This is a genomic window from Pseudoalteromonas sp. P1-11 (assembly GCF_001399995.1).
GTDB classification, from domain to species: Bacteria; Pseudomonadota; Gammaproteobacteria; order Enterobacterales; family Alteromonadaceae; genus Pseudoalteromonas; species Pseudoalteromonas atlantica.
Window position 1 is genome coordinate 90,728 of the sequence record NZ_LJSP01000007.1, and the last position, 25,706, is coordinate 116,433.

The window sequence follows — 25,706 nt, forward strand, 5'->3', positions numbered from 1 at the left end:
TTTTAATTGGCACCGAAAAACAGCTCAATATTAATAATGGTAAAACGTCATTAAGCTTGCTTGATAGCGCTATTTATTTTTCTATATTACGCGGTTTATATTGCGAGCCAAGCATTACCTGGCCAGAGCAATTAAACCAATGGATGAACTATCAGGCATTAGAATCTCATGTGCCGTTATTAAGATAGCGAATACTGAAAAAGTTTTAACAGCCAGTACGACTCCCTTCGTATTGCCTTCTTTTGGCCGGTGACCTCGTCACTGGCTTTTTTATTTAGCTCTGAAAATCACCCCTTTTAATCCAGCACTTAGCAGTGCGCGTGAGCATGGCTGAGTAGTATATTAATAACATTAAAAAATTAGTTACCTATTTACACTACATATTATTAGTGGAATTATTAAGCAGGCTTATTCAACGCTATGAATACGCAAAATAATACCAGGAGCTATTATGTGGGATGAAAGGTATAACACTCAGCAATATGCTTATGGCAAACAGCCAAACGATTTTTTAGCTGAGCACTATAAGCAATTACCTAAAGGCAATGTTATTAGCTTAGCCGAAGGTGAGGGGCGAAATGCGGTATTTTTAGCAAAAATGGGTTACAGCGTTACCGCGGTTGATGGCTCAAAAGTAGGGCTTGAAAAAGCGGCAAAGCTTGCCAAAGAGCACAACGTAAACATTGAGCTCGTACACGCCGATTTAACGAAGTTTGATTTTGGAAAAGAAAAATGGGATGCAGTAGTGTCTATTTATTGCCCTTTACCAAGTGCCGTGCGTTCAGCGGTATATAAGCGCGCTGTTAAAGGTTTAAAGCCAGGTGGGGTGTTTTTACTTGAGGCCTATACGCCTGAGCAAGTAAATTATAATACCGGAGGCGGCCCAAGGGTCGATACTAAAACCTCAAAAAGCGATTTACAAGATGACTTAGCCGAGCTTAGCTTTGTACATTTAGAAGAATTAAAGCGAGAAGTGTTTGAAGGCACATACCACACGGGTTTAGCGTCGGTCCTGCAAGCTATTGCTAAAAAATAAAATGAATATAAAAGCTTAGCACTCATTAGCGCTAAGCTTTTTTAATAGGTTTTTATAAAACCTGTATAACTTGCTCTTTTGCTAAGCGAGATTTAGGTAACTTAGCGTTATAATCTTCAGTGTCATCGTGGTAGCCAAGTACCAACGCTACATCACAAATATAGCCATCGAGCTCTTGTTCAAACACTTCACCAATAAGCTGTGCATCTACACCTTCCATAGGTGTTGAATCAACGCCTAAGCGTGCTGCGGCGTGCATTGTGTTACCCAGGGCAATGTAAGTTTGCGCTTTGGTCCACATTGCATTGTTGCCTTGCTCATCGGTATTCATATCAACAAAAGCAAAGGCGCCAAATGCTTGTTCGCGGTTTTCACTTTGAGTACGGCCATTTTTAATGTCTGCATCAATGACTTGTGCATAGTCATCACGTTTATATTTAGGGTTGTAAGCAAATAAGATAACGTGTGATGCAGTTTTAATATGCGGCTGATTAAATTGAAATTTATTAGCAAACGTAGAGTGCATACGCTCTTTAGCTTCGTCTGATTCAATAACAATAAATTTCCACGGCTGCGAGTTAATCGATGAAGGAGAAAGACGCATAGCTTCGTAAATTACATCTAGATCATCTTGAGGAATGCGCTTGGTTGTGTAGCGTTTAGTTGTATAACGTTTTTCTAAATCATTAATAATTGGATGGGTCATGGTTATCTCCGTTAAGTGGCTATTTTAGCCAAGTAGTGTCTATATTGAGCCTTTTTAAAAAAAACAAAGCACAAATTACTATTTAATTGGATTGTTATTAAGCCAATTACGCGTTACGTCATCGAGTGGTTGTAAGTTTTTGCATACTTTATAGTCAAGCTCGGCAATGATCTCATTTGAAAAGCGTAATTTATCAAGGGTGTTTAACTGTGCTTGGTTAAACAGCGCTTGTTTATCTTCACGTAGGAGTAAAACAGCTCTATCAACAACGCCTAGTAATCCTTGTGGTTCTTTAAGCTCACGTATTGTGTGCTTGTAATGTAAAAATTGTGGTTTCCATAACGGCACTACGCACCAGGTTTGGGTGGCGACGGCGTTTTCAAACGCGCTAAAACAGTCATGCTCTGTGCCGGTTAAAAACTCATATCCTGCGCTCGTCAGCCCATATTCTTTCATCATATTAATAGAAAAACGGGTAATACCAGCACCGGCATTAATGCCCTGAATTGTTTTTTGCATTTTTGAAAGCACATCTGGTTTTAACAAATCACTAATTTCGTTCACTGCACTTTGCGGTACGTAATCTGGTACGCCCCAGTGTGCATAAGGCTCATAATGTAAGCCAAGCTCAACGAGTGGCATAACTTGTTCAACATCGGCTTTATAAATACCGTGGCTTGAAGGTAGCCATGCTGAGGCGAGTAAATCTACTTCACCAGATTTAAGGTTTTTAAAGTTATCTTGATGCGGCGCATAAATACGCTCAACGTTAAAGCCCATATCAGTTAAAACATGGCTCACTAAAGAGGCCGTAACATGGTGAAACGATAAATCGGTTACGCCCAATTTTAAATGTACTGTACTCATAATGAATTACTCCATTTTATAGAGCAGCCCATGCTGGGTGTTTGCTGCTCAGGACCTTTGCCTGTGGCCGCAATTTGGCGCATGGCATTAACTAACTCAGGAGTGCGATGTGCATCGTCATTCATTTTTGCATCGTCTAAGTGGCCACGGTATTGCAGTGCCCCATGTTTATTGAAACCAAAAAAATCAGGCGTGCAAACCGCGCCATACTGTTTGCCTACGCGTTGGCTTTCATCAACAAGGTAGGGAAACAAAAAGCCGTGCTGCTTAGCAAATTTTTCCATATTAGCTGGGGAGTCAGCAGGGACGCTTTTATAGTCGTTCGACATAATAGCTAACACATTTATACCTTCGTTTATTAATAACGCGGTATCTTCGCTTAAGCGCCTTGCAATACGTTGCACATAAGGGCAATGGTTACAAATAAACATGATTAACAAGACGTTTTCGCCTAGGTTGTCGGCTAAGGTAAAAGGCTCGCCTTGCGGGGTTTTTAACGTAAAGTTGGGCGCTTGCCAGCCAAAGTCACAAATAGGGGTGTCGAGTAGCATAACTTAACTCCTAAAAAGCCAGCGGGCATGGCTGGCTTATAAAAATAATTAATTATTTTTGATTAAAGCGAAAACGCGTTAATACGTAAGGTGGTTTTGCATTACCAAAGCCTTGGCTAAATGCAGGGTGCTGGTGGAGCTGATCTTGGGTTACATAAATCCAACCATTGCTCACTGCTAGGCTATCAGGCCATGATAATCGTTTGTCTTGAACAATTATTTCGTAGTGGCCTTTAGTCGTTAAGCCAATGGCATTGTTTTCAAGGTCGGTTACTAAAATACCGCCACCTGGCGCGTAGGTCATGCCATCGCTTGGGTTTTTAGGGCCAAAAACTTCAATGCTTTTTGCTTTTTTAGCATCTGAATATGTACTATTAGCAAGTGTTTTTGCCGGAATACGGTACACGCTAGTGCCTGTAAATGCGCCAAAGTATACCCATTCATTTTTATCATCAATAGTAATTGGGTTTAAACCAAAACGTAGGTTTGTTGTTTCACCTTTTGCTGATTTAGATGCAACAGGAGAGGCTTCGATGACAATATCGCGCTCCTCTGGCATTAGCTTAGCATTGCCCTCAAGTACACGCGTTGATTCGCCGGTTTTTAAATCAACAACAATAAACGCAGGTTTAGTGGCGCCCATAAAGTTACCAAAAGACATATCGGCAATGTAAATTTTGTCGTTACGTTCATCAATAACAAAGTCTTGTAAAAACGAGTTATCAAGTACAGCATCTTTATTTAATTCAATGGTATTAACTAAGGTATTGGCAACGCTGTCCCAGGCTATAAGTTTTGGGGCTACTTGCTCGCTGCCCATGTCTAAAATCCACACCACACCTTTGCTGTCGCTATGTACGCCAATTACGGCTGTAAGGCCTACTTTGCCAAGCTCGGGGCCGTCAGCCCAATCTTCGTTAGGGAAAGGTTGTTGAGCACCGTTTGGCATAATTTCAATTACTCGCGTTTTTGGTGCATCAAGCGGGTGCATGCTTACAATCATTCGCCCTGCAGGTGTTATAGTTATACCTGCGCCGCGATATTTATTAAAAGTAGTCACCGTTTCAAGGGGGCCAACGTCTGCTGCATAGGCGCTTGAAAAAGCACTTGCGGCTAATGACAGGGTTGCTATTGCTAAGGTGGTTTTTAATCGTTTCATACTGTGATACCCGTTATGCTAAAAAATAGAGTAAAGCGATTTTAATAGCCTGAATGACTTCGCTTGCGTTGAGGTGAATAATAGGTGAGAATTTTTATGCAATAAACAGGGTAATGATTGAATCTTTATCAAATAATATTAGTTAATTGGGTGGGCGAGTCCTTGCTTTAAACAAATTTGCTTTTTAAACATACTATTAATGCCCAAAAGCTGGGTTTACTAATAAACGCCTTAAAGATTGTCCTAATTTAATAAATAGTGGTTAGTGACTAGCTGGTGGGTACAGTGTAATATTTGCCTTTATATTGATAAACCGCGCAATAGATAAGCATTGTCAAATATAAATAGACAATAAATCACTTTTTGATTGCTCAATACACTGTAAGCAAACCTAAAGCGCTTAATTTTGCCAAAAATAATAATTAAATTATTAAGTTGATAATGGATTAATACACAATGCTTTTAGAAGACTTACAGGTAATTTTAAAAGTGGCAGAGTTTAAAAGTATTACTGCTGCAGCATCAAATTTAGATATGCGCACCGCCACAGCAAGTGCTGCTGTTAAAAGGGTAGAGCAGGCTTTAGGTTTTGAACTATTTATACGCACCACTCGCCATTTAAGGCTTTCTGCAGCCGGCGAGCGTTACATTCCGCAATGCCAGCAAGCATTGGCAATGCTTGAACAAGCCAAAAATACACTTAAAAGCGATGACGATATAATTGATGGCGAGCTGCGTATTGCGCTTTCTTCTGATTTAGGGCGCAACATTGTGATCCCCTGGCTTGACGAGTTCATGCAAACCCACACTCAGCTCAGCTTGCGCGCCAATATAAGCGACAGTAATATCGACTTTTATCGTGACTCGGTCGACATTGCACTGCGTTATGGTAAACCTAACGATGCCAGCATGTACGGTTTTAAAATTTGCGATGTACCGCGTATTTTATGCGCAGCACAAAGCTACCTTGATACACATGGCACGCCTGCTCATCCACATGATTTAACAGAACATAAAGGGCTGTTTTATCAACTGCAAGATATAATTAAAGATGTATGGGTATTTAGCGATGCCAGCGAAGAGTTTAAAGTAAAATTGCACGGTGGCCATGCGGCTAACGATGGCGATTTAGTAAGGCGCTGGTGTGTGTCGGGCAAGGGGCTGGCGGTTAAATCGTGCTTAGATATGTCTAATGAATTACTTGCCGGTAATGTCATAAGTGTTATGCCAAACTTTAAACCCACGCCTACAGAGCTTTGGTTGGTGTGCCCAAGTAGGCAGTCAATCACTCCGGCGGTGCGCTTACTTCGCGATGCCTTTAGAGAAAAAAGCGCCGGTATTTTAAAAGCCCTTATTGCAAAAGGGATTATTGATAAAAGCGTGCTTGGCTAATGAAGGACTGATAATGCAAGTTGATGATATTAGAGTGTTTGTGCCGTGTAAAAATTATCAGCAATCGTGCGACTTTTATCAGGCGCTTGGCTTTACTATTGAGCCTGCATCAGCTGATTTAAGTATTGCAACATCAGGTGAATGTAGTTTGTTTTTATACCAATCGTGTTAAGTTATTAGGCATTTATAGCGACAGTTGAATAGCGTGATAACAAGGCATAAATATCGTCATGTAGTTGTTCTACATAAGAAATTTATAACGCTGTTAGCGCTCTATTTAGCACGCTAGAATGATTCAATATTTAAGTCGATTGGTATTAATCGTTACTACAACCAAGAATTTGCTGAAAATTTAATGCTGCAAGTGTGTGTATTAAATATATACGAAGCCTTTAACACTATTAGTAAGTTAACTCACTTTGATATTCGCTTTGAAGGGATAAAACAAGAGCCGTGGGGTAAAGTGATTTATTTATGGGGACCATCTGGTGAGCTTTTACACATTACAGAGCTCAATTAACTTAAAAAATGCCACCCATTTTAAGCTGGTGGCATTACCTTATTATTAACTTAGTTTTTCATTAAAAAACGCTAAGGTACGCTGCCAAGCAAGTTCTGCTTTTTGCTCATCATAACGCCCAGTAGAGTCGTTATGAAAACCATGATTAGCGCCTTCGTACATGTGCATAATGTACTCAACATTGTTAGCTTTTAAGCTTTTTTCATAATCAGGCCATGTAGCGTTAACGCGTTTATCAAGCTCACCTAATTGAATCATTAAAGGCGCTTTTATATTTTTGTGCAGTGACTCACTGGCAGGAGTACCATAAAAAGGCACGCCCGCGCTCAATAAGTCACTCTCAACCGCCGCTAAGTAATTAACAATGTAACCACCAAAACAAAAGCCCACAGCTCCCAGTTTGCCGTTACTATTCGAATGATTTTTTAAAAAGTGAGCCCCAGCTACAAAATCGTTTTGAATTTTAGCTCTGTCCATGGTTTTTTGCATGGCGCGGCCTTCATCGTCATTGCCCGGGTAGCCACCAAGCGCAAAGAGTGCGTCGGGTGCAAAGGCAATAAAGCCTTTTTTGGCTAAGCGCCTGGCTACATCTTTAATATATGGGTTTAAACCACGGTTTTCGTGAATAACTAATACAACCGGCAGTTTACCTTCAATTTTGCTAGGTACAGCTAAGTAGCCTTTGCCTTTACCATGCCCGTTTGGCGAATCAAATTCTTCGTAGGTGGCTTTAATATCATCATCGTTAAATGATACTTGCTCTGCAAACGCATAATTAGGTAACAGGGCACTGGTTAGTACGCTCATTGAAAAACCAAGTGCAGCTAACCCACCTAGTTTTTTCATAAATGTACGTCGGTCCATTAAACCGTGGGCGTATTCGTCGTACCAATCAAAGGCTTCTTGCGGGATATGATCTGATTGCGGGGTATTCATGGCTGCTCCTTAACTTTATTATGTATATTTATTATTTAAATACCATAACGTATTAGGGATAAAAAACGAGCAATATTTTTCTCAATTATTAGGACTGTTGAAGTTATCCATCAAGCAAGGAAAGGAGCACATTCCTTTGTTGTGTGGAAATTAAAGAAACCATTTCAATGTGATTTAAATCTTTTACCTCATACATGCTCACTTTTGAGTTGTTAAGAGTAAGCAACCTATTATATGGACTCACTTTGTCTGCATTACTTGAAAAGATGTAAGTTTGCCTAGCATGCGGGGTCTTATTTAGATTATTTAATATGTCGAGTTTAGTAAGAGGTACTTCACTTTTTTCAATTATCTTAGCCGCGACTTCATTTAAATAATCATCGCCTAATAGTTTGCTATAAATAGGGTGTGATAAGTTAGCAATTGTGGTTAGTGCGGCCTCAAAATTAATCATTGGGGCATAAAGTATATGCTTACTAATGTTCAGCTTAGATGCCAACTCAACTCCCGCAATTGCGCCCATTGAGTAACTAATTAAGGAAATATCAGTGTAGTTTTCTTTATTTACATAATTGACTAGCACATCAAGCGAGTTTAAGCCAAATCTAAACTTCTCGTATTGATTACTTGCAGGCATCACTATCACATTTTTTCCAGTGACATGGCTAAGCCATCTTGCTTGCATGGTGTAAATCAAGCTGTCTACGCCATACCCCGGAAAGATGATTAAAAGCCCGCTATTTTGGTTGTTTGATAAATTATCTGAAGTAAGTTGGTATTCAAAAACCTCATCTTCAGTGCTTCCTTCAACAATCAAACTTAGCGAAAGTGTATTACCATCGAGTAGGTAGCTTTCGATATCCTTAGGTGAGATAAACCTAAAATCAAGACAATCTACTTCGCTGCTACAGTAATGGGTTTGTACTCCAGATAAAGCGATAGAGCTCTCAAATTCTTTAGGGAGAACTTTCTGCGGAGGCTTAGTTATTTGATAAGCAATATAGCTCTGGCACCCACTTAAAAAAATAACTAAAGAAATAATCAGTATGTATAAGCGCATTAAAGTCCCTTTAATTTTCAAGCTAAAATTTTTTGATTAATTAATGCCTGACTTCCCTTCATCTACGCCTATCAAAAAGTCGAGCCCTACAAATGTGAACGATATAGCAATGAAGCCAAATAGCATTAAGTTACGGTTATTCTTTTTAAACCAAGTGTGGTTAACACAGCAAAAACAATAAATAGAATAAGTTGTACAAGTGGCATAGTTACATCCTTTTATGTGGGGGTGTCCATATACGTGCCTAACTTACCAGCTTAAAATAATTTAAACAATTGACTTAAAAATAAAAAGCTCGGGAAATTCCGAGCTTTTTTAGTGAGTTACCTAAGTGACGTGTTACGCCATAGCGTCATTGGCTACAGGGTATTTAGGGTCTTCAACAATGTTAACCTCAACTAAATTACCGGCTTTTTGTAATACCACGGCGGCCAACAAGTATTCGAGCCCAAACATAATAATAAAGGCGGTGGTGACTACAGCCATAGAGCCAGCAGCACCCGAAATCATACCAGGGCGGCCGCCATACACGGCGGTAATAAAGCCAACAAAAAACGAGCCATATAGTCCCATCATTGGGTCAATTCCCGCTACAAAGGTAAACGCAACGGCTTCGGGAATGAGCGTAAGCACAGCGGTTAAGCCGGCTAATACATCATTTTTTAAATTAGCACTGCGTTTGCTTATTAAATCAAACATAGGGTTCCTTAGGGTGCATAAATAAACTAGATGCCATAGCGCTTTAAGCGGATAGCAGTATGTTTAGGTGTTTTAAATTTACGTGTATAGGGCGTGTTGATCTTTGCGGATTGAGATTTGTTCAATCTAGGGGCGATCAAATCGCGGCGCGAGGTTTGTAACCTAGTGGGCTCGATAACTGCTCCTGCGTTATCCTAATGGCTTACATCCATGTAAGAATAAGTAAAAACCGAGCAAAGCTTCCGCGTCCTGCTNNNNGCTTCCGCGTCCTGCTCACGCCCCTTACCTACATCCATGTAGGCAACAAAGAGTAAATCGCCCCTAGGCAGAACCCGAAGGGCAGCGCCTGTTTGGCATTAATGCTGCGTTATCGCCTACTTATGGGGAATAACCACACCACATAGGCTCTGCCTTGCCTAAATACCAAACAGGCTGCTGCAAATTTAACCTTGAAAGANTATGGGGAATAACCACACTACATAGGCTCTGCCTTGCCTAAATACCAAACAGGCTGCTGCAAATTTAACCTTGAAAGGTCTACAGACCCTTGTGTATTAGCTATTCGTCTTATAGCGGGGGGATTAATACTTTGTTAATGTTCGTCGATTATTCATGGATTGAAAGGCGGGGCGGCAATTAGGCGCTCTATACTCCAAATACAAAAAGAGAAACGTGCTTTATGATCATCTTTTTTATCTGCATAACAATCTTAATACTGGGATATAAGTTTTATAGCCCGTTTGTTGAAAAACAAGCAGGTATGGATACAACAGTTGATACACCGCAAAAACGCTTTAGCGAAGGTGTTGACTATGTAGCCATTCACCCTGTGCGTGCATTTTTAATTCAGTTTTTAAATATTGCGGGCGTAGGCCCTATATTTGGCCCAATTTTAGGTGCGCTTTATGGACCGGTAGCACTTGTGTGGATTGTGCTTGGTAACGTATTAGGCGGTGCAGTACACGACTTCTTCTCAGGTGTGATGAGCATTAAAGAAGATGGCAAAAGCTTACCAGAAATAGCAGGGCACTATTACAACGTTGTGTTTAAAGGCTTTATGCTAATATTTACAGCCATGCTGCTATTTTTTGTGGGCGTTGTATTTATTATGAGCCCAGCAGGCTTATTAAGTAACTTAGATGTATTTGAAGGCACTTTTTTTGCTAATAATACCTTTTGGGTTTTGGCTATTTTAGCGTACTACTTTTTAGCAACGCTGCTACCTATTGATAAAATTATTACTAAGTTTTACCCGCTATTTGGCTTATTAATGATTGTAATGACTACATTAATAGCCGGTGCGTTATTACTAGATGCACCACACTTACCAGTTGCAGGCGACTTTTTAGCCTACTTTGAAGCCGACCACGCGCATGACTTTTTAGAGCCAAACCCTGATGGCCTGCCAACCTGGCCGTTACTGTTTATTACCATTACCTGTGGTGCTATTAGTGGCTTTCACTCTACCCAAGCGCCTATTATTGCCCGCTGTTTAACAAACGAAAAATACGTACGCCCAGTATATTACGGCGCAATGATGTGTGAAGGCATTGTAGGTTGTGTATGGGCACTTGCGGGTATTGCTGCATTCCCAGAAGGCTACGCTGGCTTAAAAGCATTGCTTGATCAAGGTGGCCCAGGTTTAGTGGTTAACCATGTAGCAAATAGTTACTTAGGCGTAATGGGCGGTATTATGGCCATTATTGCTGTTGCGGTGTTCCCTATTACCTCTGGCGATACGGCGTTCCGTTCACTGCGTTTAACCGTGGTTGATGCGTTTAATATTCCGCAAAGCTTACGTAATCGCTTATTACTGGCAGTGCCAATTTTAACGATAGCCTTTTTTATGACTAAATTAGATTTCTCGGTTATTTGGCGCTACTTTGCATTTTCAAACATGCTGCTTTCAACCAGTGTGCTATGGCTTGCAACCAAGTACTTATTTGATAGACGTGCATTCCACTGGATCACCAGCATACCTGCCGTTATCGCTACTGGCGTAACACTTTCGTACATTATGACTGCTGCTATTGGCTTTAATTTATCGGCCGACTTAGGTAAACCAATTGGTGCCGCTGTGGTTGTTATTGGCTTAGTAGGTTTAGTGTTTGTACACTCTAAGCATAAAAAGCTAGATGTAGCGTAAAGCGTTAAAAATTAAATAAGCGAGCTTAATAAGCTCGCTTTTTTATGCATAAAATTTACTCTCACACTATGCAATTTTAAAGGTAATAAAATGAAAATAGCCGCCGATTTTACCCAGAGAGTCGTTGTTCATAGTGAGCAACTTAATTGGAACCCTTCGCCAATGGCGGGCGTTGATAGGCGCCCACTTGATAGAGTAGGCGCAGAAGTAGCCCGTGCTACAAGCATTGTACGTTATGCACCAGGGAGCGAGTTTTCGCCTCATGTGCATACAGGCGGCGAAGAGTTTTTTGTACTAGAAGGGGTATTTAAAGATGAGCATGGCGATTTTCCACAAGGCTCTTATATTCGTAACCCACCGCAATCAAAGCACAAACCAGGCTCCGATGAAGGCTGCATAATATTTGTAAAGCTTTGGCAATTTCAACCACAAGATAGAACCCACGTACGCTTACAAACACAGCATATGGGCAGCGTGCAACACGCCACATATAAAGGCCTTGCCATAACCCCACTTTATAAAGATGACTTTGAAGATGTGAGCTTATTGCATTTTGAGGCAGACGCCAACATGCAAATTAGTGCAAGCGGGGGTGCTGAGCTACTCGTGCTTGAAGGCGAAATAAGTGAGCAAACAGATGTATTAGTAAAGCACAGTTGGTTAAGGCTGCCTATTAATAGTGAGCTTAATATAACCGCAGGTAAGCAAGGTGCAAAAGTGTGGCTTAAATTAGGGCACTTAACAGATGTAGATAAGCAAATAGAGCGCGTACAAAACGCTTAGCAAATAGCATTATTTAGCAGTATTGTTTGATTTAGTTCAGTACTAATTAACTTAATACGGTGTAGTTTTATGGTTTAACTCAGTAAGTGATGGGTATTTTTGGGGTTTTTATTTTTTAAAGGGAATAATTTCACTTTATAGGCTTTAATTAACTCCAACTTTCGTTATTAAACCCACTCACACAGGCTGTAAATAACATAAGCGCACCCGATTAAGGAGAGCAGCATGGTACACACAACACATGGTTTATCTATTGGTATTGAACGCGCAGGCCGAGAATTTTTTTTAAAACTAAAAGCTGTAGGAACGCTAACCCACAACGACTATAAAGTCATTACCCCTATGATCGACTCAGCGCTTGGCGAGGTTAAACACCCTATAGCAAACGTGCTTATTGATGCCAGCGAGCTAGAAGGCTGGGAGCTTCGCGCCGCGTGGGATGATTTAAAGCTTGGCGTAAGACACTCAAAAGAATTTAATAAAATTGCTATTTATGGCAATCAAGAGTGGCAAGCCCGCATGGCTAAAATAGGCAACTGGTTTATTTCAGGCGAGGTGCAATACTACGAAAACGCCACCGCCGCCATCGATTGGCTAGATGAATAGCTTGATTGATAAAGTTTAAGTTAAAGCACTCTTATAGAGTGCTTTTTTATATAGGAGCGTTAATAAGTTTTTGAATTTGCTTTATTTTAATTGTTAATGTTGCTTAATTAAAATACACTCCTTAGTACTAATAAAACTATACATTATAATAACAATGAAACACGTACTTGCCCTTTTTGTATTACTCATATTTTCTACATCAATACATGCAAAAGACAACACCATATTTACGCCCGTGAGCGATTTATTTTTAGCTGTTTCTAACTTTGATCACGCAAAAATGCGCGCGGCTGTTGACGATTCATTCTTGCTTTTAGAGCACGGTGAAGTGTGGACTATTGATGACTTTGTAAATGTTGTTAAACCCGCTGATTACATAAGAACTAATTATTTTAGTGTTATAAATTCGCGTGTAGAAGGAAATGTTGCGTTTATTAATTACTGGAATAAAGCCAACTTTAAAAACGCCGATAAAAGCGGTGATATTTATTGGTTAGAAAGCGTGGTTGTATCAAAAGTGGGTGACAAATGGCTATTATCGCAAATGCACTCAACCCGTTTACCACAAGGTGAAACACCTAAAGGCGTTACTTTTATTAAGCAATAATTATAAATTAGATTAAGCCCCGCTATTTGGGGCTTTAACTGTTTATATTACATCAGCTAGCACTGGTAATGCCGGAAAAGCGCCTTTAGCTAAACACGCTTTAGAGCCACATTTAAGCGCAAAATGCAGAGCATCTTTTATGCTGGTTTCATCATTTAACTTATCTGCTAGTGATAAATCACTCCCTAAGTTATTTAAATAGTATAAAGCCCCCGCTATAAAGGCATCGCCCGCGCTTGTTGTATCTACTGCGTTTATTTTTGGTGCCGATTCGTTAAGTATAAATGCGCTGTGGTAAACCGTAGCAGACTCTGGCCCGTCGGTTAAAAACACCAGTTTTACCCCAGTATTTAATAATGTTTGAATGTAATCTTCGCCCGTTGTTTCGCTATGCTTTGCTAAAAAATTAAGTTCATCACGCGAAAGTTTAACTATGTCGCAATAGGTGTAACAGGCTTGGACATTGCTGGCTATATCATGGGTGTTTTCCCACAAGCTGTAGCGTAAATTTACGTCAAAACTAACGAGCTTATTATGAGTTTTAGCAAGTTCTAGCGCTTTAAGGGTTGTATTGGCAATTGCTGGGTCGGTTAGGGTGTTTGAGCAAAAGTGCAGAGTGCTTATGCTTTGCCAATTTATTTGCGCTAAATGCGCTTGGGTTAAAAGTACATCGGCTGTGTTATGGCGATAAAAGCCAAAACTACGCTCGCCTGTTTCATCAAGGCTTACTATTACCATGGCGGTTTGTGAGCCAGCAATGGTAAATAAATAGTCTGTATTTACATTGTATTGCGCCAGTGCATTACTTAATTGATTGGCAAAATGATCGTCACCTTTACCACCACAAAATGCAGCCTCACCGCCAAGTTTTGCATAGCCAACAGCAACATTAGCAGGTGCACCACCAGGGATGGGTAAGTACGCTGAGTTATGAGCATCTTGTGGCAGCATATCAATTAAAAGCTCGCCTAAGCACAGGAGTTTGGTCATTTGGAATATCCTAAAAAACCCAGCAAAGCTGGGCTAAAACATGAAGGGTGTTATTTATTCATACTTTAAAAGGCGCTACAGCGATGACTCACTGCAGCGCAATACACACATTTAGTTAAAAGCGTATTTTAAAGTAACCGACGTAGTGCGGCCGTTAATAGTACGGGCACGAATAATGTCGTTTTCTGGTACTGAGCCTTCTTCGGCTTCTGTAATACCTACTGTATCGAATAGGTTGTTTACATTAAGCGCAAGGTTTAAGTTTTCTGATAAGTCGTAGCTTACAAACGCATTTACTTGCGTGTAGCCGTCAAACTTAAGGTCGTTGTTATCTTGTGCATAAGCATCGGTTGTACCAATAAAGCTTACACCTGCCGCGCCTTTATCGTAGCTGTAACGCGCCATTAGTGAGTAAATTAAATCCGCTTGGCGACGTGGTGTGTTACCTACAACTTCAGGAGTTAGCGCATCTTTTGCAATTTCAGCATCGGTCCAAGTAAAGTTACCTCTAAAGTCCCATGCATCCATAAAGTAAGTTGATTCAACCTCAATCCCTTTTGCTTCGTATTCACGGTCGAAAAAGGTTTGCGATGTTGCTTCAAAGTTTTGCTCTTCTGTTTCTGCGTAAAAGGCTGTTGCAAATACCGAGAACGAATCAAAGCGTTTTTTCACACCAATCTCAAATTGGTTTACTTCATCTACTGCATCTTCATCAGCTACGCTTCCGTCGCTGCGTACTTTACCAAATAATAAACGGTCTGCATTTGCGCGCCCGCCTTTACTAATACGTGCAAACGTAGCTAGGCTTGGGTCAATTTGGTAGTTAGCACCTACAGAATAAGACGAGTAGCTCCAGTCGTAATTTACTGGGCTTGCATTAGCTATATCAATACCTGCTACGTTTTGCTCAGGAATAGAAATAGTACCGTCGCGGTTCATATCTACTGTTGAGGTTACGGCACCTGCGTAGTTACCGCGTGCTTCACCGCTGTCGTAGCGGGCACTTGCATCAATGCTTACATCACCAAGTTTTGTTGAAAACGCAACATACGGTGCGCGAGTGTCGTACTCGGTGTCGTAATCGCGCTGACAACAGTTACCCCAATAAGGCGTACCGTATGCATATAAACCATTTTCTGAATACTCAGTGCCATCGGCTGCGGTTACATTTAAAAGTGCCGCATTGTCGCCTTTAAGCTCCATTAAGTACGAGTTCCATAACCACGACATAGCAATGTTTTGTGTAGAGGCAAAGTAACCAAAGGTTAGGCTAGTCTCATCGCTAAACGATTTAGTTAGTTTAAAGTCGTTAACAATAGAGCCAAAGTCATTAAGCGTTACATCAAAAGTGTGAATACGCATGGCTAGTTCATCATTAAATGCTTCGCCTGTGTTTGCGTTACTCAGTGTTGCGCCTACACCGCCAATACTTTGTGCAATAGACGATGCGCTGCCAACCTCAGCAGGAATAAGCGAGTTAAAGTTGCCGCTAATTGACGATTTACGAAAACGGTTTTCGATACGCCAATCGTTATCTAAATCAAATACAGCTTCAAAACCTACCGCATCCACTTTAGGGTTCATGCCGTCGCGTAAATCGCCACTGCTAATTTGGTTTTCGCCATTTAGGCGCACTGTTTTGGTAAATAATGCTGAATGCGGTGTATCTGATTGCGCATCAAACCCGGCAATAGAATCACCATTTGAGTACATTGGCATAGGAAGGTAGCCAACACTCTTATCGTCTAAGTGTTTGTAATAAAGGCGAACGTAGCCGTTTTCAAAATCTTTAGTAAGGTTAGCTTTAATTTGGCCACCTTTATTTGATGTGTAGCCTGTTTCGCGCGGGCCTTCGCCTTGGCGTACAAAGCCACCTACATGAAAACGCACGCTGTCGGTTAAATAGGTGCCGTATTCAAAGTCGGTGCGTACACTGTCGTAATCTAGGCCAACAGTAGTAGATACGCTACCCGATTCGTTTTCGCCATTTTTAGAAATAAAGTTAATTATGCCGCCAGGTGCATTACTGGCTGATGTCGAGGCTGAGCCACCACGAATTGATTCGATTGTTTGCACTGTGTTATCAAGGCGCATAAAAATATCGGCGTTACCAAAGGCAACATCACCAAACTGCATTACAGGCAGACCATCTTCTTGCAGTTGTAAAAACTTAGCGCCACCCGATGCTACAGGTAAGCCACGCACTGCAATATTTGCATTACCTTCACCGCCTGTTGATTCAGCGCGAACACCCGGAATAATTCTAAATGCTTCAGCCGTTGAGCGTGGTGTTGATACCTCAACTTGCTCAAGCGATAAACTGCTTACTGATGAGCTCGATGCCATAATAGTTGTGCGGCGAGGTACACCGGTAACAACAATTGTTTCAAGCCCTTGCTTAGCTTGCACTTTGGTTTCTTGCTCGTCTTGTGCATGAACGCCTTGACTTACTGCAAGTGCTAAGGCACTGATTAAATATAAAGGTGTGTGGTGTGTTGTCATGTTAACGCCTCATTGTGTTGTGTGAGTTTGTTATTTTTACTTAATCGATTAAGTAAAAATAACAAAGTTTTTACAATATGCAAATTATTTTTGTGTGTAATTTGCAATTTTTTTGTTTTTATATTGATTTTAAAGGTATTTTTATTCTGGCTTGAGCAGCCATTTATGCATTTTTAGTTAATGCTTTTGCCGCAGGGTCGCGGTAAAAGTTATAAAGCATGGCTAAAAATAAGATCACAGCAAAGCCGGTAGCTAAGTAAAAACCGTAGCGTACGTGGCCAAAGTAATCACTTATCATGCCCATAAATAAAGGCGCAAGTGCGGCCGAAAGCGCGGTAAAAAATAAAATAACACCCGCTACTGCACCATGTTGTGCAACAGGAAAGCACGATATACCTTTAGAGTTTAAAGTAGGGTAAACCATCGACATAAATAAACCCGAAAGCGGAAGCAAGCCTACCGCCCAATCAACACCGCCTACCAAAGTGCCTACATAACACAGCGCGATGCCTAAGCTTAAATAAGCCATGACCCCTTGCCAGCTAAAGTGATTTAAAAGCCATACAGCAATAAAGCGTCCAGCAGCACGTAATACAAAAAATATAGTAAGTGCGTAGGTTGCAAATAAAGGCCACGAGCCTGTGTAATCTTTTAAAAGTGTTGGCATCCACACGTAAATAGCAACCTCGGTAGCCACATATAATGCAATAGCCAACGAAAAACCAAGTGCATACGGGTTTTTAATCATTTTCATGGTGGTGGCAAGTGAAGCGGGCTTTTCTGTGCTTTTAACAACACTTGGGTAGTCGGCGCGCCATGCCATTAACGCTAAAATTAAACACATAACGCCGGCAATAATGTACAGGTAAGTCCAGCTCACGTTTTGGGTAAGCAGTACGCCTACCAGCGCAGGGCCAACGATGGCACCAATACCAAAAAAGCCTTCTACTTTGTTCATGGTTTTAGTGTGCTCTGCGTTACTTGCAGATATATCGCCAAGTAGCGCTAGTGCGCCGGTTTTAAATAAACCAATGGCAAGCCCTATACAGCACAGCAAAATCAAAAACACCGAAAAGCTATTGCTAAAGGCAAACAAAAAACAGCTGAGCGAGAAAATTAGTAAGCCTAGCATTATGGTTTGTTTACGGCCTAGGCTGTCGGCTAAGAAGCCTAAAAACAAGCCACTAAAGGCAATGAGTGCCATAGGTGCATAATGAAAAGCACTGGCTTGGGTCATACTTAAACCAAACTCTGTGATTAGTTCAGGGATGATCATACCTACTGCATCTGAGGTCATCGCAAACATAAAAAACATCATGTAAGTGAGTATTCGTATGCGCTGCATTGGGTCGCTTTGCGAGTGTGTGTGTAAATTCGTCATGTGATTTTTCCTCGTTGTGGCTCAAGTTATAGTAATAACTCAATCACTTACTCTAGTTAGTATTACCTTTGCCACAACTTTTGTATGTAAAATATTTAAAAATTACTTGTAAAATTGTACGTGCTAGTTAAAGATATATCTTAATCGATTAAGTTTCAACTTGGTAATCACACATGATGAAGAATAAAGTTCAATTGATCACATATGCTGATCGAATCACAGGTCAAGATATAAACGCACTTACAACATTGTTAAAAGGTCCTCTGAAGGGCGTATTTGGTGGTGTGCACCTTTTACCTTTTTATAATCCTATTGATGGAAGCGATGCGGGCTTTGACCCGATTGATCACAGCGAAGTAGATTCTCGCATTGGTACATGGGCTGATATTCAAGCACTGGGTGAAAACCATGATCTAATGGCTGATTTAATCGTTAACCATGTATCGGCGCAGTCTTATCAGTTTCAAGATGTGCTAGCTAAAGGCAAGCAATCAGAATTTTGGGATTTGTTTTTAACAAAAGAAGATGTTTTTCCAAATGGTATGAGCGAAGCTGAGCAACAAGCAATTTATCGCCCGCGCCCCGGTAGCTGTTTTACGCCAATGCAGTGTGGCGATGGTCAAACGTATGACTTTTGGACCACGTTTACCGATAACCAAATTGATATAAACGTAAAAGTTGAAGCGGGTATTGCGTATTTAAATAACGTATTAACTAAGTTTTCTGAAAATAACGTAAATATTATTCGTTTAGATGCAGCGGGTTACGCAATTAAACAAGCCGGTACAAACTGTTTTATGCTAGATGAAACCTTTGGCTACCTAGATAACTTGTCAAAGCAAGCAAACGAGCTTGGCATGGAAACCATTGCTGAAATTCATAGCCACTACCAAACACAAGTAGAAGTAGCAAAGCGTGTAAACATGGTTTACGACTTTGCATTACCGCCGCTTATTTTACATAGCTTATTTAATAACGATGTAGATGCATTACTTAAATGGTTACAAATTTCACCACGCAACTGTTTAACGGTACTTGATACGCACGACGGCATAGGCATTATTGATGCAGGCCCAATGGGCGACAAGCCAGGGCTATTAAATGCACAGCAAATAGATACCCTTGTAGAAACCATGCATGCCAACAGTAACAACCAAAGCCGCCAAGCTACGGGTGCTGCTGCCAGTAATGTTGATTTATACCAAGTAAATTGCACGTATTACAATGCATTAGGCGCTAACGATTTAGATTATTTGATTTCGCGTGCCATACAGTTTTTTGCCCCCGGTGTGCCGCAAGTGTACTACGGTGGTTTATTTGCCTGCGAAAACGATATGGATTTACTTGCGCGTACCAATGTGGGCCGTGATATTAACCGCCCGTATTTAAATAGTGAAACAATTGAGCACGCACTCAATAAACCTGTAGTAAAAGGTTTAATAGAGCTCATTAAATTACGTAATGAACACCCCGCTTTTGCAGGAGAGTTTAGTGCTCACGGCACCCAGGGAATATGTTGTTTAACGTGGCAACTAGAAGATAAGTCTATTGCATTAAGTGTTAATTTTAAAACACGAGACGCGCTTATTACTCAAGTAAATGGTGATGAAGAAACAACGATAAGTTTAAACGCATTGTTAGCCTAACACGCCTTTAAAACATAAAAGCCAAGCTCAAAAGCTTGGCTTTTGTTTACCCAATCCTTTTTAACATAACCTATTAACCACTTGCGCCAATATCTAGCTCGTAACTTACATCACATATTTTTTCTTCTTTAGATATAAATAGTTCGGCGGCAATTACGCCTTTTTCTTGGCTGTTTTGATGAATAGTGGTTAGGCGCGGCACAAAACGAGCGGCTTCGTCTATTCCATCAAAGCCGACAATACGCAGTTCTTCACCTATTTTTATGCCTTGTTTTATCGCTTCTCGCATGGTGGCAAGGGCAATTAAATCACTCATACAAATTATAACGTTAGGGCGAGGGGAGGCACTCAACACCTCTTTAGCGGCAATGTTAGCAAAACGCTCGCTGCTCTCAGGTATATTCCAAATGCGGTCATCAGCTACGGTTATATTTGCCTCACTTAAAGCACGTTGATAACCCCGTAAACGTTGGTGCGAAATAGATTGCCCTGTTTCAAATTCGTGATGCTCATATACGCGGCACAATACGTTTTCATCAAGTAATCTTAAGCCTAAAATAGCGACTTTGTCGCTTTGATTTTTTAAAACATGCTTGGCTATTTCGTAACTTGCTTGCTCGTTATTAATATTTACTGAGGCATTGCGGGCTATATCAAAATCAATAGTTACCACATGTTTAGAGACCGTTTTTAACTGCTCTACTAATGCGTGATTTCGAGGGCGGCCATAACAAATAAAGCCATCAACAAAGTCGACCACACTGTTAAGGTTATCGCTATTTCCTGAAAACAATAAAACATTAATGCCGTTTTTTTCAAGCACCGAGGTTACACCACGCATAAAGCTGCTGGCCACAGGGTCCGACACCATATATTCCACGCTATCTGGCAGCACTAACGCCACAATGTTAAATGTACCACTGCGAAGCGATTGCGCGGCTTTATTGGGCCCGTAATAGCCCAAGGTTTTGCACGCTGCAAGAATATCGTCTCGGCGTTTAGCCGATAGCTGATCAGGGCGGTTAAACGCATTAGAGACTGTTGCGTTAGATACACCTAACTCTTTAGCAATACTTTTTAGGGTCCAGCGGGTTTGCTTACTCATACCAATTCTTTACTCAATACTCATGTTAATAAACTAACATATTCAGGGCGTTAGCAAAGTAAAAAATAAGGTTTTAGCCTTAATGCCGGCACTCTTTAGGCGCAATACCAAAGGTTTGTTTAAATACACGACTAAAGTGGCTCGCGCTATTAAACCCAACATCAAAGCAGACTTGGCTAATTGCATGGCCTTGCAGTAATTGATTGCGCGCTTTTTTAAGTCTTAATTGTTGCTGCCAAAGGGCTGGGGTAGTGCCAAATGCCAGTTTAAACTGCTGATAAAACTTACTGCGGCTCATGCAGGCTATTTTGCACAAGGTATTTATGTCGAGCGTTTCGTTTAAGTGCTCTTCAATATAAAGCAGTGCATCGCTTATTTTTGTTTTAAGGCGTGGTTTATCGCTATTAGCGAGTAATAAGTCGCGACTTTGTTGTTGTAACAACCGGGTGATCAATTCGTTTAACGACAAGTCAATTAAGTAATGTCGCTGTGCGCCTGGTTCGCTAAATAAATGTACCATGCGCTCTAATAATTGCTGTATTTGGCTATTATGTTGGCTGTGTACCAATTGTGGAACATACTCGAATAAGTCGCCATCGTGTGCAAAGCTTTGCTGCATGTTAAGCGCATTTGCCACAGCGTTTATTTTATCTTTGCTTATTTCAATTGCTAAACAAGTGGTTGGGGCGTGCATTGATGCCTGTGGAAAATCAATTAATACACCTTGCTCTGGCGCTAATACAAACGACTCGTGGGGTAAAAATGCTTTATGGTATTGGCTACTTTCTACGTGCATTACTTTTTTACCGCTGAGCATGGCACAAAACAGTAACTCCTTTGAATGCAGTGCCACCTTTTGTGCGCGTTGGTACGTGTCGTAAATGCTCAACTCGCTGTTATCTGCTGCAAATGTCACTTTATTTTCTATTAAAACATCAAGTTGTTGGCGTTTTTTGTTTAACTGAGATGTGTGCATATCAATCCTTTAAATTTTTATTAGTGTGGACTCTCAGACAACTTTTGTGGACAGCTAATCAAGTTTTTAGGTGCTCGTTAGGCTAATGTCAAACAACACTGATTAAATATAAAGCATTTTGTTTTATATAAATGTTCGACCTTTAGCTAACAACAATAAAGAGAGCACACACATGATATACGCAAATCCAGGTAGCGACGGCGCACTCGTAAATTTTAAACAACAATACGGTAATTACATTGGCGGGGAGTGGGTAAAACCTGTAAACGGCCAATACTTTGATAATATAAGCCCAGTAAATGGTAAGGTATTTTGCCAAATACCTCGCTCCGACAAAGACGATATAAACCTAGCACTCGACAAAGCGCATGCAGTGCGAGAGCAGTGGGGCACAACCTCGGTGACCGAGCGCAGTAATATACTTTTAAAAATAGCCGACCGAATTGAGCAAAACCTAGAGCTACTAGCTGTTGCCGAAACATGGGATAACGGTAAAGCCATTCGCGAAACACTCGCGGCTGATATTCCGCTCGCGGCCGATCATTTTCGCTACTTTGCAGGGTGCCTGCGCTCGCAAGATGGCAGTATTGGCGAAATTGACGAAACCACGGTGGCATATCATTTTCACGAACCGTTAGGTGTGGTTGGGCAAATTATCCCGTGGAACTTCCCTATTTTAATGGCCGCATGGAAACTTGCACCGGCACTTGCTGCAGGTAACTGTGTGGTACTAAAACCAGCCGAACAAACTCCAGCATCTATTTTAGTTTTAATGGACATTATTGGTGACTTACTGCCTGCAGGCGTGCTCAATATTGTAAATGGGTTTGGTAAAGAAGCAGGCGAAGCACTGGCCACAAGCAAACGCATTGCTAAAATTGCATTTACAGGCTCTACACCTGTCGGCTCACATATTTTAAAATGTGCTGCTGAAAACATTATTCCCTCAACGGTAGAGCTTGGCGGTAAATCGCCCAATATATTTTTTAATGATGTAATGGAAAAAGACGACGCGTTTTTATCAAAAGCCATAGAAGGCGCCGTGCTTGCTTACTTTAACCAGGGCGAAGTATGTACCTGTCCATCAAGATTGTTTATTCAAGAAGATATATACGAGCAGTTTATTGAGCGCATACTCGAACGTACCCAACAAATTAAACGCGGTAACCCACTCGACAGCGAAACCATGGTGGGCGCTCAAGCTTCAAAAGCACAGTTTGATAAAATACTTAGTTACATAGACATAGGTAAAAAAGAAGGCGCTGAAGTACTCACCGGCGGAAACGTAGAGCAGCTAAATGACGATTTAAATGGTGGTTATTACATACAACCTACACTGCTTAAAGGTACAAACGACATGCGTGTGTTCCAAGAAGAAATTTTTGGCCCTGTTATTTCTATGTCGACCTTTAAAGATGAAGCTGAAGCACTCGAACTTGCCAACAGCTCAGAATTTGGCTTAGGCGCAGGGGTGTGGAGCCGAAACATGAACCGTGCTTATACCATGGGGCGCAAAATTGAAGCTGGCCGAGTGTGGACCAACTGTTACCACATGTACCCAGCACATGCTGCATTTGGTGGTTATAAAAAATCAGGAATAGGGCGCGAAACACACAAACTAGCACTCGATCACTATCAACAAACTAAAAATTTATTAGTGAGCTACAGTGAAGATCCGCTCGGCTTTTTTTAATAAAACAGTTCAAACTTAAACACAACAACCATTAAGTAATGAGAGCGCTACATATTTGTAGCGCTTTTTATTCACAGTGCTCACAACGCTACTTTAAGCGTGTTGTAATATATAAGTACAATACCAGCCGCGTTCAAAACGTTAAAACCTAAGCGTTTTAATAACTCATTACCTGCGTTAAAAACGATTTTACGATATTAACTTTTTATAAAAGTTGCTCTAAAAATGTGCAGTGATTTATGCATTGTCGGATATTACTGATCTCCCCCATTTAGGTGCATTACAGCATTAACGTAGATTTCTTTATAGTTAACTAGTTGTTTACAGGTGGTTATTTGCTGGCTAAGATAAATGCATTGTAATATAGGGACATTTGTCGGTTTATAAAACGACAAATGTCCTAGACAAAGTTGTTATGGCAAAAAGGGAAGTGCAGTGAATGATTTGAAGTTTTCGCCTAATACAGACGGTATTGAACAAATAGATTTCAGACCGTACATGATAGAAAATGCTTATGATTACTACAAGATTTGCACTTCTTCCACTCATCAAAGAATGAGCATTCAAGCAGTTTTTTGTGCTCTAAGTATTGAGATTATTCTTAAAAGTTTTCATGCGACGGTAAAAAGCAATGAAGGCCAAATAAATGAAACTTATGAGTTTGAAAAGAAAAAGGCTTTGCCAAAAGGTACAAATGCACATGATTTAATGGTTTTGTATGAAGCTTTACCAGAAAATATTCAGCATTATCTTTTCAATTCATTAGACCTTAAAACATTATCTGCAAATAAAGACCTCTTCACGCGAAGCCGTTATTCTTATGAGCAAAATGCTAACAGGTCACATAATGATAGGATTATAAAGTTAGCCGCAAGTATAATTTGTAAAATGGTTTATTTATATCGAAGTTTTGGTTGTGAAGATCCATTCATTAAATTCTTTGATATAGAAGCTTTGTATTTCGGCGAGGTTCGATCATTTATAATGTGTAATGAGCCATAACAAAGTTGTAAACGCGGACAAATAACAGTTGGTTTTGTTCGTGTCTCACAAATTTTAGCCAACTATTATTAGCCGCTTACACGGCGTTATAAGGCATAGTCGAAGAATGTTGAAAACGGAAAGATTACTGCTTCGTCAATGGACAGAGGATGATTTTCTTCCATTCGCTGAAATGTGTAACGATAAAGAAGTAATGGAATTTTTTCCAAAACTTCAGACCCAAGAAGAAAGTTTTGAGATGGGGAGAAAAATCCTATCCCTTATCAATGAGCGAGGATGGGGTTTATGGGCAATAGAAATTCCTAATCAGCATAAATTTATTGGCTTTGTGGGTTTGCATACTCCTACAAATAAAATGCCGTTTTCACCTTGTGTAGAAATTGGGTGGCGATTATCAAAACATTACTGGGGTAAAGGCTACGCAACCGAGGCTGCCGAAGAAGCTCTAAAATATGCGTTCAATACGCTAAATCTAAATGAGGTGGTCTCATTTACCACATTAGCCAATGATCGTTCTAAAGCTATTATGCAAAAAATTGGTATGCATAACAGCAACCAAAATTTTATGCACCCAGACATTGAAGTTTCACATCCTCAATGTGAGCATGTGCTATACAAAATTAGTAAATTAGCGTGGCAGAGAAATGCCTTATAACAAGTTACTTAAGTACGTTCCGCTTCGCTCCACAGGACGCGCTAACGCGCGCCTCTTAGCAAGGCGTTAGCTGCCACATCCAGTAGAAATAAGGAAATAAATTGACAATAAGACAAGCTCATATTATTTGGATAGCATCTATCGTCAACATTGGTATCGGGTTTATCATCCCTGAATTCAATGTCTTAGCGAAGAGTATTAGCCACGTAGCATTAGAATCACCTATATTTGCTTACACCCATAGAGCGATGGACGTAATTATCGGTGTTTCAATGTGCACTTTTGCTTTTGGCTTATTTAAAATGAGCCCTTACAAATTCTCTGTAGCAACACTTACTACATTTTTACTCGGCTGTAGCATGATTAGTGCAGGTATTTGGACATTAGAGTCACCTCTTCATCTTCTGTATAACTTATCAATATTCATGATCCTAATTCCAGTTTGTGCAGCACTTGAGTTTAAGAACATAATTAATTCTTCAAAGTTCGAAATATATTGTGTCTTACTGGCTTTAATCCATGTACTGATGTTTTGGTTAATATATGCTGGTTTTATCCCGCAATCCTATAATGGCTTAGTACAAAGGTTATGGGCAGTCCCAACAATGGGGTGGTTTGGTTATGCAGCATGGCAGCTAACAAAGCACTCTAGGGGGCACAAACACGGCGCGCCTTCGGCATTATAGCG

At 40.6% G+C, this 25,706-nt stretch carries 24 protein-coding genes and 1 pseudogene; 13 read left to right on the forward strand and 12 right to left on the reverse strand.

Features of this window, described 5'->3' with window-relative positions; all coding sequences use genetic code 11:
- Positions 1-451: 451 nt before the first annotated feature.
- Positions 452-1,036 carry a class I SAM-dependent methyltransferase gene (locus tag AN390_RS13510; protein ID WP_055255036.1) on the forward strand — a complete coding sequence of 195 codons (585 nt, stop codon included), beginning with the start codon at positions 452-454 and terminating at the stop codon, positions 1,034-1,036.
- A 52-nt stretch (positions 1,037-1,088) separates the two neighbouring features.
- Here the strand turns inward: AN390_RS13510 and AN390_RS13515 are convergent, their stop codons facing one another.
- The 4 genes from AN390_RS13515 to AN390_RS13530 all read right to left on the reverse strand — a co-directional run bounded on the left by AN390_RS13515 (position 1,089) and on the right by AN390_RS13530 (position 4,319).
- Positions 1,089-1,742 (reverse strand): nitroreductase family protein, encoded by a 654-nt coding sequence (locus tag AN390_RS13515; RefSeq protein WP_054983121.1) that lies wholly within the window; start codon positions 1,740-1,742, stop codon positions 1,089-1,091.
- Between the two features lie 78 nt (positions 1,743-1,820).
- A complete protein-coding gene (locus tag AN390_RS13520; protein WP_055255038.1) occupies positions 1,821-2,609 on the reverse strand; it encodes a glycine betaine ABC transporter substrate-binding protein in 789 nt (262 codons plus the stop codon).
- Complete coding sequence (locus AN390_RS13525) at positions 2,606-3,160, reverse strand: thioredoxin family protein (RefSeq protein ID WP_055255040.1); 555 nt, start codon at positions 3,158-3,160, stop codon at positions 2,606-2,608. The genes AN390_RS13520 and AN390_RS13525 overlap by 4 nt, the downstream gene beginning before the upstream one ends.
- Positions 3,161-3,212: 52 nt before the next feature.
- On the reverse strand, positions 3,213-4,319 hold the full coding sequence (locus AN390_RS13530; RefSeq protein WP_055255042.1) for an L-dopachrome tautomerase-related protein: 1,107 nt from the start codon (positions 4,317-4,319) through the stop codon (positions 3,213-3,215).
- Between the two features lie 456 nt (positions 4,320-4,775).
- On the opposite strand from AN390_RS13530, the gene AN390_RS13535 reads away from it, so the two are divergent.
- The 3 genes from AN390_RS13535 (at position 4,776) to AN390_RS19675 (ending at position 6,231) form a co-directional block, all read left to right on the forward strand.
- Entirely contained in the window at positions 4,776-5,711 is a 936-nt protein-coding gene (locus AN390_RS13535) for a LysR family transcriptional regulator (protein WP_055255044.1), read from the forward strand.
- Between the two features lie 13 nt (positions 5,712-5,724).
- Complete coding sequence (locus AN390_RS19670) at positions 5,725-5,883, forward strand: hypothetical protein (RefSeq protein ID WP_004589679.1); 159 nt, start codon at positions 5,725-5,727, stop codon at positions 5,881-5,883.
- Between the two features lie 183 nt (positions 5,884-6,066).
- Entirely contained in the window at positions 6,067-6,231 is a 165-nt protein-coding gene (locus AN390_RS19675; RefSeq protein ID WP_223230616.1) for a hypothetical protein, read from the forward strand.
- 45 nt (positions 6,232-6,276) lie between these two features.
- Here the strand turns inward: AN390_RS19675 and AN390_RS13545 are convergent, their stop codons facing one another.
- The 3 genes and pseudogenes from AN390_RS13545 to AN390_RS13555 form a co-directional block, all read right to left on the reverse strand.
- On the reverse strand, positions 6,277-7,167 hold the full coding sequence (locus AN390_RS13545; RefSeq protein WP_054983126.1) for a dienelactone hydrolase family protein: 891 nt from the start codon (positions 7,165-7,167) through the stop codon (positions 6,277-6,279).
- A gap of 103 nt (positions 7,168-7,270) precedes the next feature.
- Positions 7,271-8,227 (reverse strand): alpha/beta hydrolase, encoded by a 957-nt coding sequence (locus tag AN390_RS13550; RefSeq protein WP_121637627.1) that lies wholly within the window; start codon positions 8,225-8,227, stop codon positions 7,271-7,273.
- A gap of 417 nt (positions 8,228-8,644) precedes the next feature.
- Positions 8,645-8,926: pseudogene (locus tag AN390_RS13555) on the reverse strand (SulP family inorganic anion transporter); the annotation flags it as partial.
- 679 nt (positions 8,927-9,605) lie between these two features.
- On the opposite strand from AN390_RS13555, the gene AN390_RS13560 reads away from it, so the two are divergent.
- The 4 genes from AN390_RS13560 to AN390_RS13575 all read left to right on the forward strand — a co-directional run bounded on the left by AN390_RS13560 (position 9,606) and on the right by AN390_RS13575 (position 13,068).
- Positions 9,606-11,072: a carbon starvation protein A gene (locus AN390_RS13560; protein ID WP_004589533.1), complete on the forward strand. Its 1,467-nt coding sequence runs from the start codon at positions 9,606-9,608 to the stop codon at positions 11,070-11,072.
- A gap of 90 nt (positions 11,073-11,162) precedes the next feature.
- On the forward strand, positions 11,163-11,855 hold the full coding sequence (locus tag AN390_RS13565) for a cupin domain-containing protein (RefSeq protein WP_055255049.1): 693 nt from the start codon (positions 11,163-11,165) through the stop codon (positions 11,853-11,855).
- 225 nt (positions 11,856-12,080) lie between these two features.
- Positions 12,081-12,461 (forward strand): STAS/SEC14 domain-containing protein, encoded by a 381-nt coding sequence (locus AN390_RS13570; RefSeq protein WP_029772301.1) that lies wholly within the window; start codon positions 12,081-12,083, stop codon positions 12,459-12,461.
- 154 nt (positions 12,462-12,615) lie between these two features.
- On the forward strand, positions 12,616-13,068 hold the full coding sequence (locus tag AN390_RS13575) for a nuclear transport factor 2 family protein (protein WP_024032783.1): 453 nt from the start codon (positions 12,616-12,618) through the stop codon (positions 13,066-13,068).
- Positions 13,069-13,110: 42 nt separating this feature from the next.
- On the opposite strand, the gene AN390_RS13580 is transcribed toward AN390_RS13575, so the two are convergent.
- The 3 genes from AN390_RS13580 to AN390_RS13590 all read right to left on the reverse strand — a co-directional run bounded on the left by AN390_RS13580 (position 13,111) and on the right by AN390_RS13590 (position 17,941).
- Positions 13,111-14,058, reverse strand: a complete 948-nt coding sequence (locus tag AN390_RS13580) for a carbohydrate kinase (protein WP_055255050.1) — start codon at positions 14,056-14,058, stop codon at positions 13,111-13,113.
- A gap of 111 nt (positions 14,059-14,169) precedes the next feature.
- On the reverse strand, positions 14,170-16,560 hold the full coding sequence (locus tag AN390_RS13585; protein WP_055255052.1) for a TonB-dependent receptor domain-containing protein: 2,391 nt from the start codon (positions 16,558-16,560) through the stop codon (positions 14,170-14,172).
- Positions 16,561-16,723: 163 nt separating this feature from the next.
- Complete coding sequence (locus tag AN390_RS13590; RefSeq protein ID WP_055255054.1) at positions 16,724-17,941, reverse strand: sugar MFS transporter; 1,218 nt, start codon at positions 17,939-17,941, stop codon at positions 16,724-16,726.
- 173 nt (positions 17,942-18,114) lie between these two features.
- Between AN390_RS13590 and gtfA the strand changes: the two genes are divergently transcribed.
- Positions 18,115-19,587: a sucrose phosphorylase gene (gtfA, locus tag AN390_RS13595; RefSeq protein ID WP_095206589.1), complete on the forward strand. Its 1,473-nt coding sequence runs from the start codon at positions 18,115-18,117 to the stop codon at positions 19,585-19,587.
- Between the two features lie 73 nt (positions 19,588-19,660).
- Here gtfA and AN390_RS13600 read toward each other — a convergent pair whose 3' ends face one another.
- Together AN390_RS13600 and AN390_RS13605 are read right to left on the reverse strand one after the other, a co-directional pair.
- Positions 19,661-20,692, reverse strand: a complete 1,032-nt coding sequence (locus tag AN390_RS13600; RefSeq protein WP_055255056.1) for a LacI family DNA-binding transcriptional regulator — start codon at positions 20,690-20,692, stop codon at positions 19,661-19,663.
- A gap of 79 nt (positions 20,693-20,771) precedes the next feature.
- Positions 20,772-21,668, reverse strand: a complete 897-nt coding sequence (locus tag AN390_RS13605) for an AraC family transcriptional regulator (RefSeq protein WP_029772295.1) — start codon at positions 21,666-21,668, stop codon at positions 20,772-20,774.
- Positions 21,669-21,840: 172 nt separating this feature from the next.
- Here AN390_RS13605 and AN390_RS13610 point away from each other — a divergent pair, with 172 nt between their 5' ends.
- From AN390_RS13610 to AN390_RS13625, 4 genes are all read left to right on the forward strand, one after another.
- Positions 21,841-23,361 (forward strand): aldehyde dehydrogenase family protein, encoded by a 1,521-nt coding sequence (locus AN390_RS13610; RefSeq protein ID WP_024032776.1) that lies wholly within the window; start codon positions 21,841-21,843, stop codon positions 23,359-23,361.
- Between the two features lie 435 nt (positions 23,362-23,796).
- Entirely contained in the window at positions 23,797-24,363 is a 567-nt protein-coding gene (locus AN390_RS13615; protein ID WP_055255058.1) for a hypothetical protein, read from the forward strand.
- A 106-nt stretch (positions 24,364-24,469) separates the two neighbouring features.
- Positions 24,470-25,018: a GNAT family N-acetyltransferase gene (locus AN390_RS13620; RefSeq protein WP_055255060.1), complete on the forward strand. Its 549-nt coding sequence runs from the start codon at positions 24,470-24,472 to the stop codon at positions 25,016-25,018.
- A gap of 101 nt (positions 25,019-25,119) precedes the next feature.
- A complete protein-coding gene (locus AN390_RS13625) occupies positions 25,120-25,704 on the forward strand; it encodes a DUF998 domain-containing protein (protein ID WP_055255061.1) in 585 nt (194 codons plus the stop codon).
- The last annotated feature ends 2 nt before the right edge of the window (positions 25,705-25,706 follow it).

Bases quoted from the DNA above. Each gene is read 5' to 3' on its own strand.
- AN390_RS13510 (WP_055255036.1), top strand. From the start codon at position 452: ATGTGGGATGAAAGGTATAACACTCAGCAATATGCTTATGGCAAACAG.
- AN390_RS13515 (WP_054983121.1), bottom strand. From the start codon at position 1,742: ATGACCCATCCAATTATTAATGATTTAGAAAAACGTTATACAACTAAA.
- AN390_RS13520 (WP_055255038.1), bottom strand. From the start codon at position 2,609: ATGAGTACAGTACATTTAAAATTGGGCGTAACCGATTTATCGTTTCAC.
- AN390_RS13525 (WP_055255040.1), bottom strand. From the start codon at position 3,160: ATGCTACTCGACACCCCTATTTGTGACTTTGGCTGGCAAGCGCCCAAC.
- AN390_RS13530 (WP_055255042.1), bottom strand. From the start codon at position 4,319: ATGAAACGATTAAAAACCACCTTAGCAATAGCAACCCTGTCATTAGCC.
- AN390_RS13535 (WP_055255044.1), top strand. From the start codon at position 4,776: ATGCTTTTAGAAGACTTACAGGTAATTTTAAAAGTGGCAGAGTTTAAA.
- AN390_RS19670 (WP_004589679.1), top strand. From the start codon at position 5,725: ATGCAAGTTGATGATATTAGAGTGTTTGTGCCGTGTAAAAATTATCAG.
- AN390_RS19675 (WP_223230616.1), top strand. From the start codon at position 6,067: ATGCTGCAAGTGTGTGTATTAAATATATACGAAGCCTTTAACACTATT.
- AN390_RS13545 (WP_054983126.1), bottom strand. From the start codon at position 7,167: ATGAATACCCCGCAATCAGATCATATCCCGCAAGAAGCCTTTGATTGG.
- AN390_RS13550 (WP_121637627.1), bottom strand. From the start codon at position 8,227: ATGCGCTTATACATACTGATTATTTCTTTAGTTATTTTTTTAAGTGGG.
- AN390_RS13560 (WP_004589533.1), top strand. From the start codon at position 9,606: ATGATCATCTTTTTTATCTGCATAACAATCTTAATACTGGGATATAAG.
- AN390_RS13565 (WP_055255049.1), top strand. From the start codon at position 11,163: ATGAAAATAGCCGCCGATTTTACCCAGAGAGTCGTTGTTCATAGTGAG.
- AN390_RS13570 (WP_029772301.1), top strand. From the start codon at position 12,081: ATGGTACACACAACACATGGTTTATCTATTGGTATTGAACGCGCAGGC.
- AN390_RS13575 (WP_024032783.1), top strand. From the start codon at position 12,616: ATGAAACACGTACTTGCCCTTTTTGTATTACTCATATTTTCTACATCA.
- AN390_RS13580 (WP_055255050.1), bottom strand. From the start codon at position 14,058: ATGACCAAACTCCTGTGCTTAGGCGAGCTTTTAATTGATATGCTGCCA.
- AN390_RS13585 (WP_055255052.1), bottom strand. From the start codon at position 16,560: ATGACAACACACCACACACCTTTATATTTAATCAGTGCCTTAGCACTT.
- AN390_RS13590 (WP_055255054.1), bottom strand. From the start codon at position 17,941: ATGACGAATTTACACACACACTCGCAAAGCGACCCAATGCAGCGCATA.
- gtfA (WP_095206589.1), top strand. From the start codon at position 18,115: ATGATGAAGAATAAAGTTCAATTGATCACATATGCTGATCGAATCACA.
- AN390_RS13600 (WP_055255056.1), bottom strand. From the start codon at position 20,692: ATGAGTAAGCAAACCCGCTGGACCCTAAAAAGTATTGCTAAAGAGTTA.
- AN390_RS13605 (WP_029772295.1), bottom strand. From the start codon at position 21,668: ATGCACACATCTCAGTTAAACAAAAAACGCCAACAACTTGATGTTTTA.
- AN390_RS13610 (WP_024032776.1), top strand. From the start codon at position 21,841: ATGATATACGCAAATCCAGGTAGCGACGGCGCACTCGTAAATTTTAAA.
- AN390_RS13620 (WP_055255060.1), top strand. From the start codon at position 24,470: ATGTTGAAAACGGAAAGATTACTGCTTCGTCAATGGACAGAGGATGAT.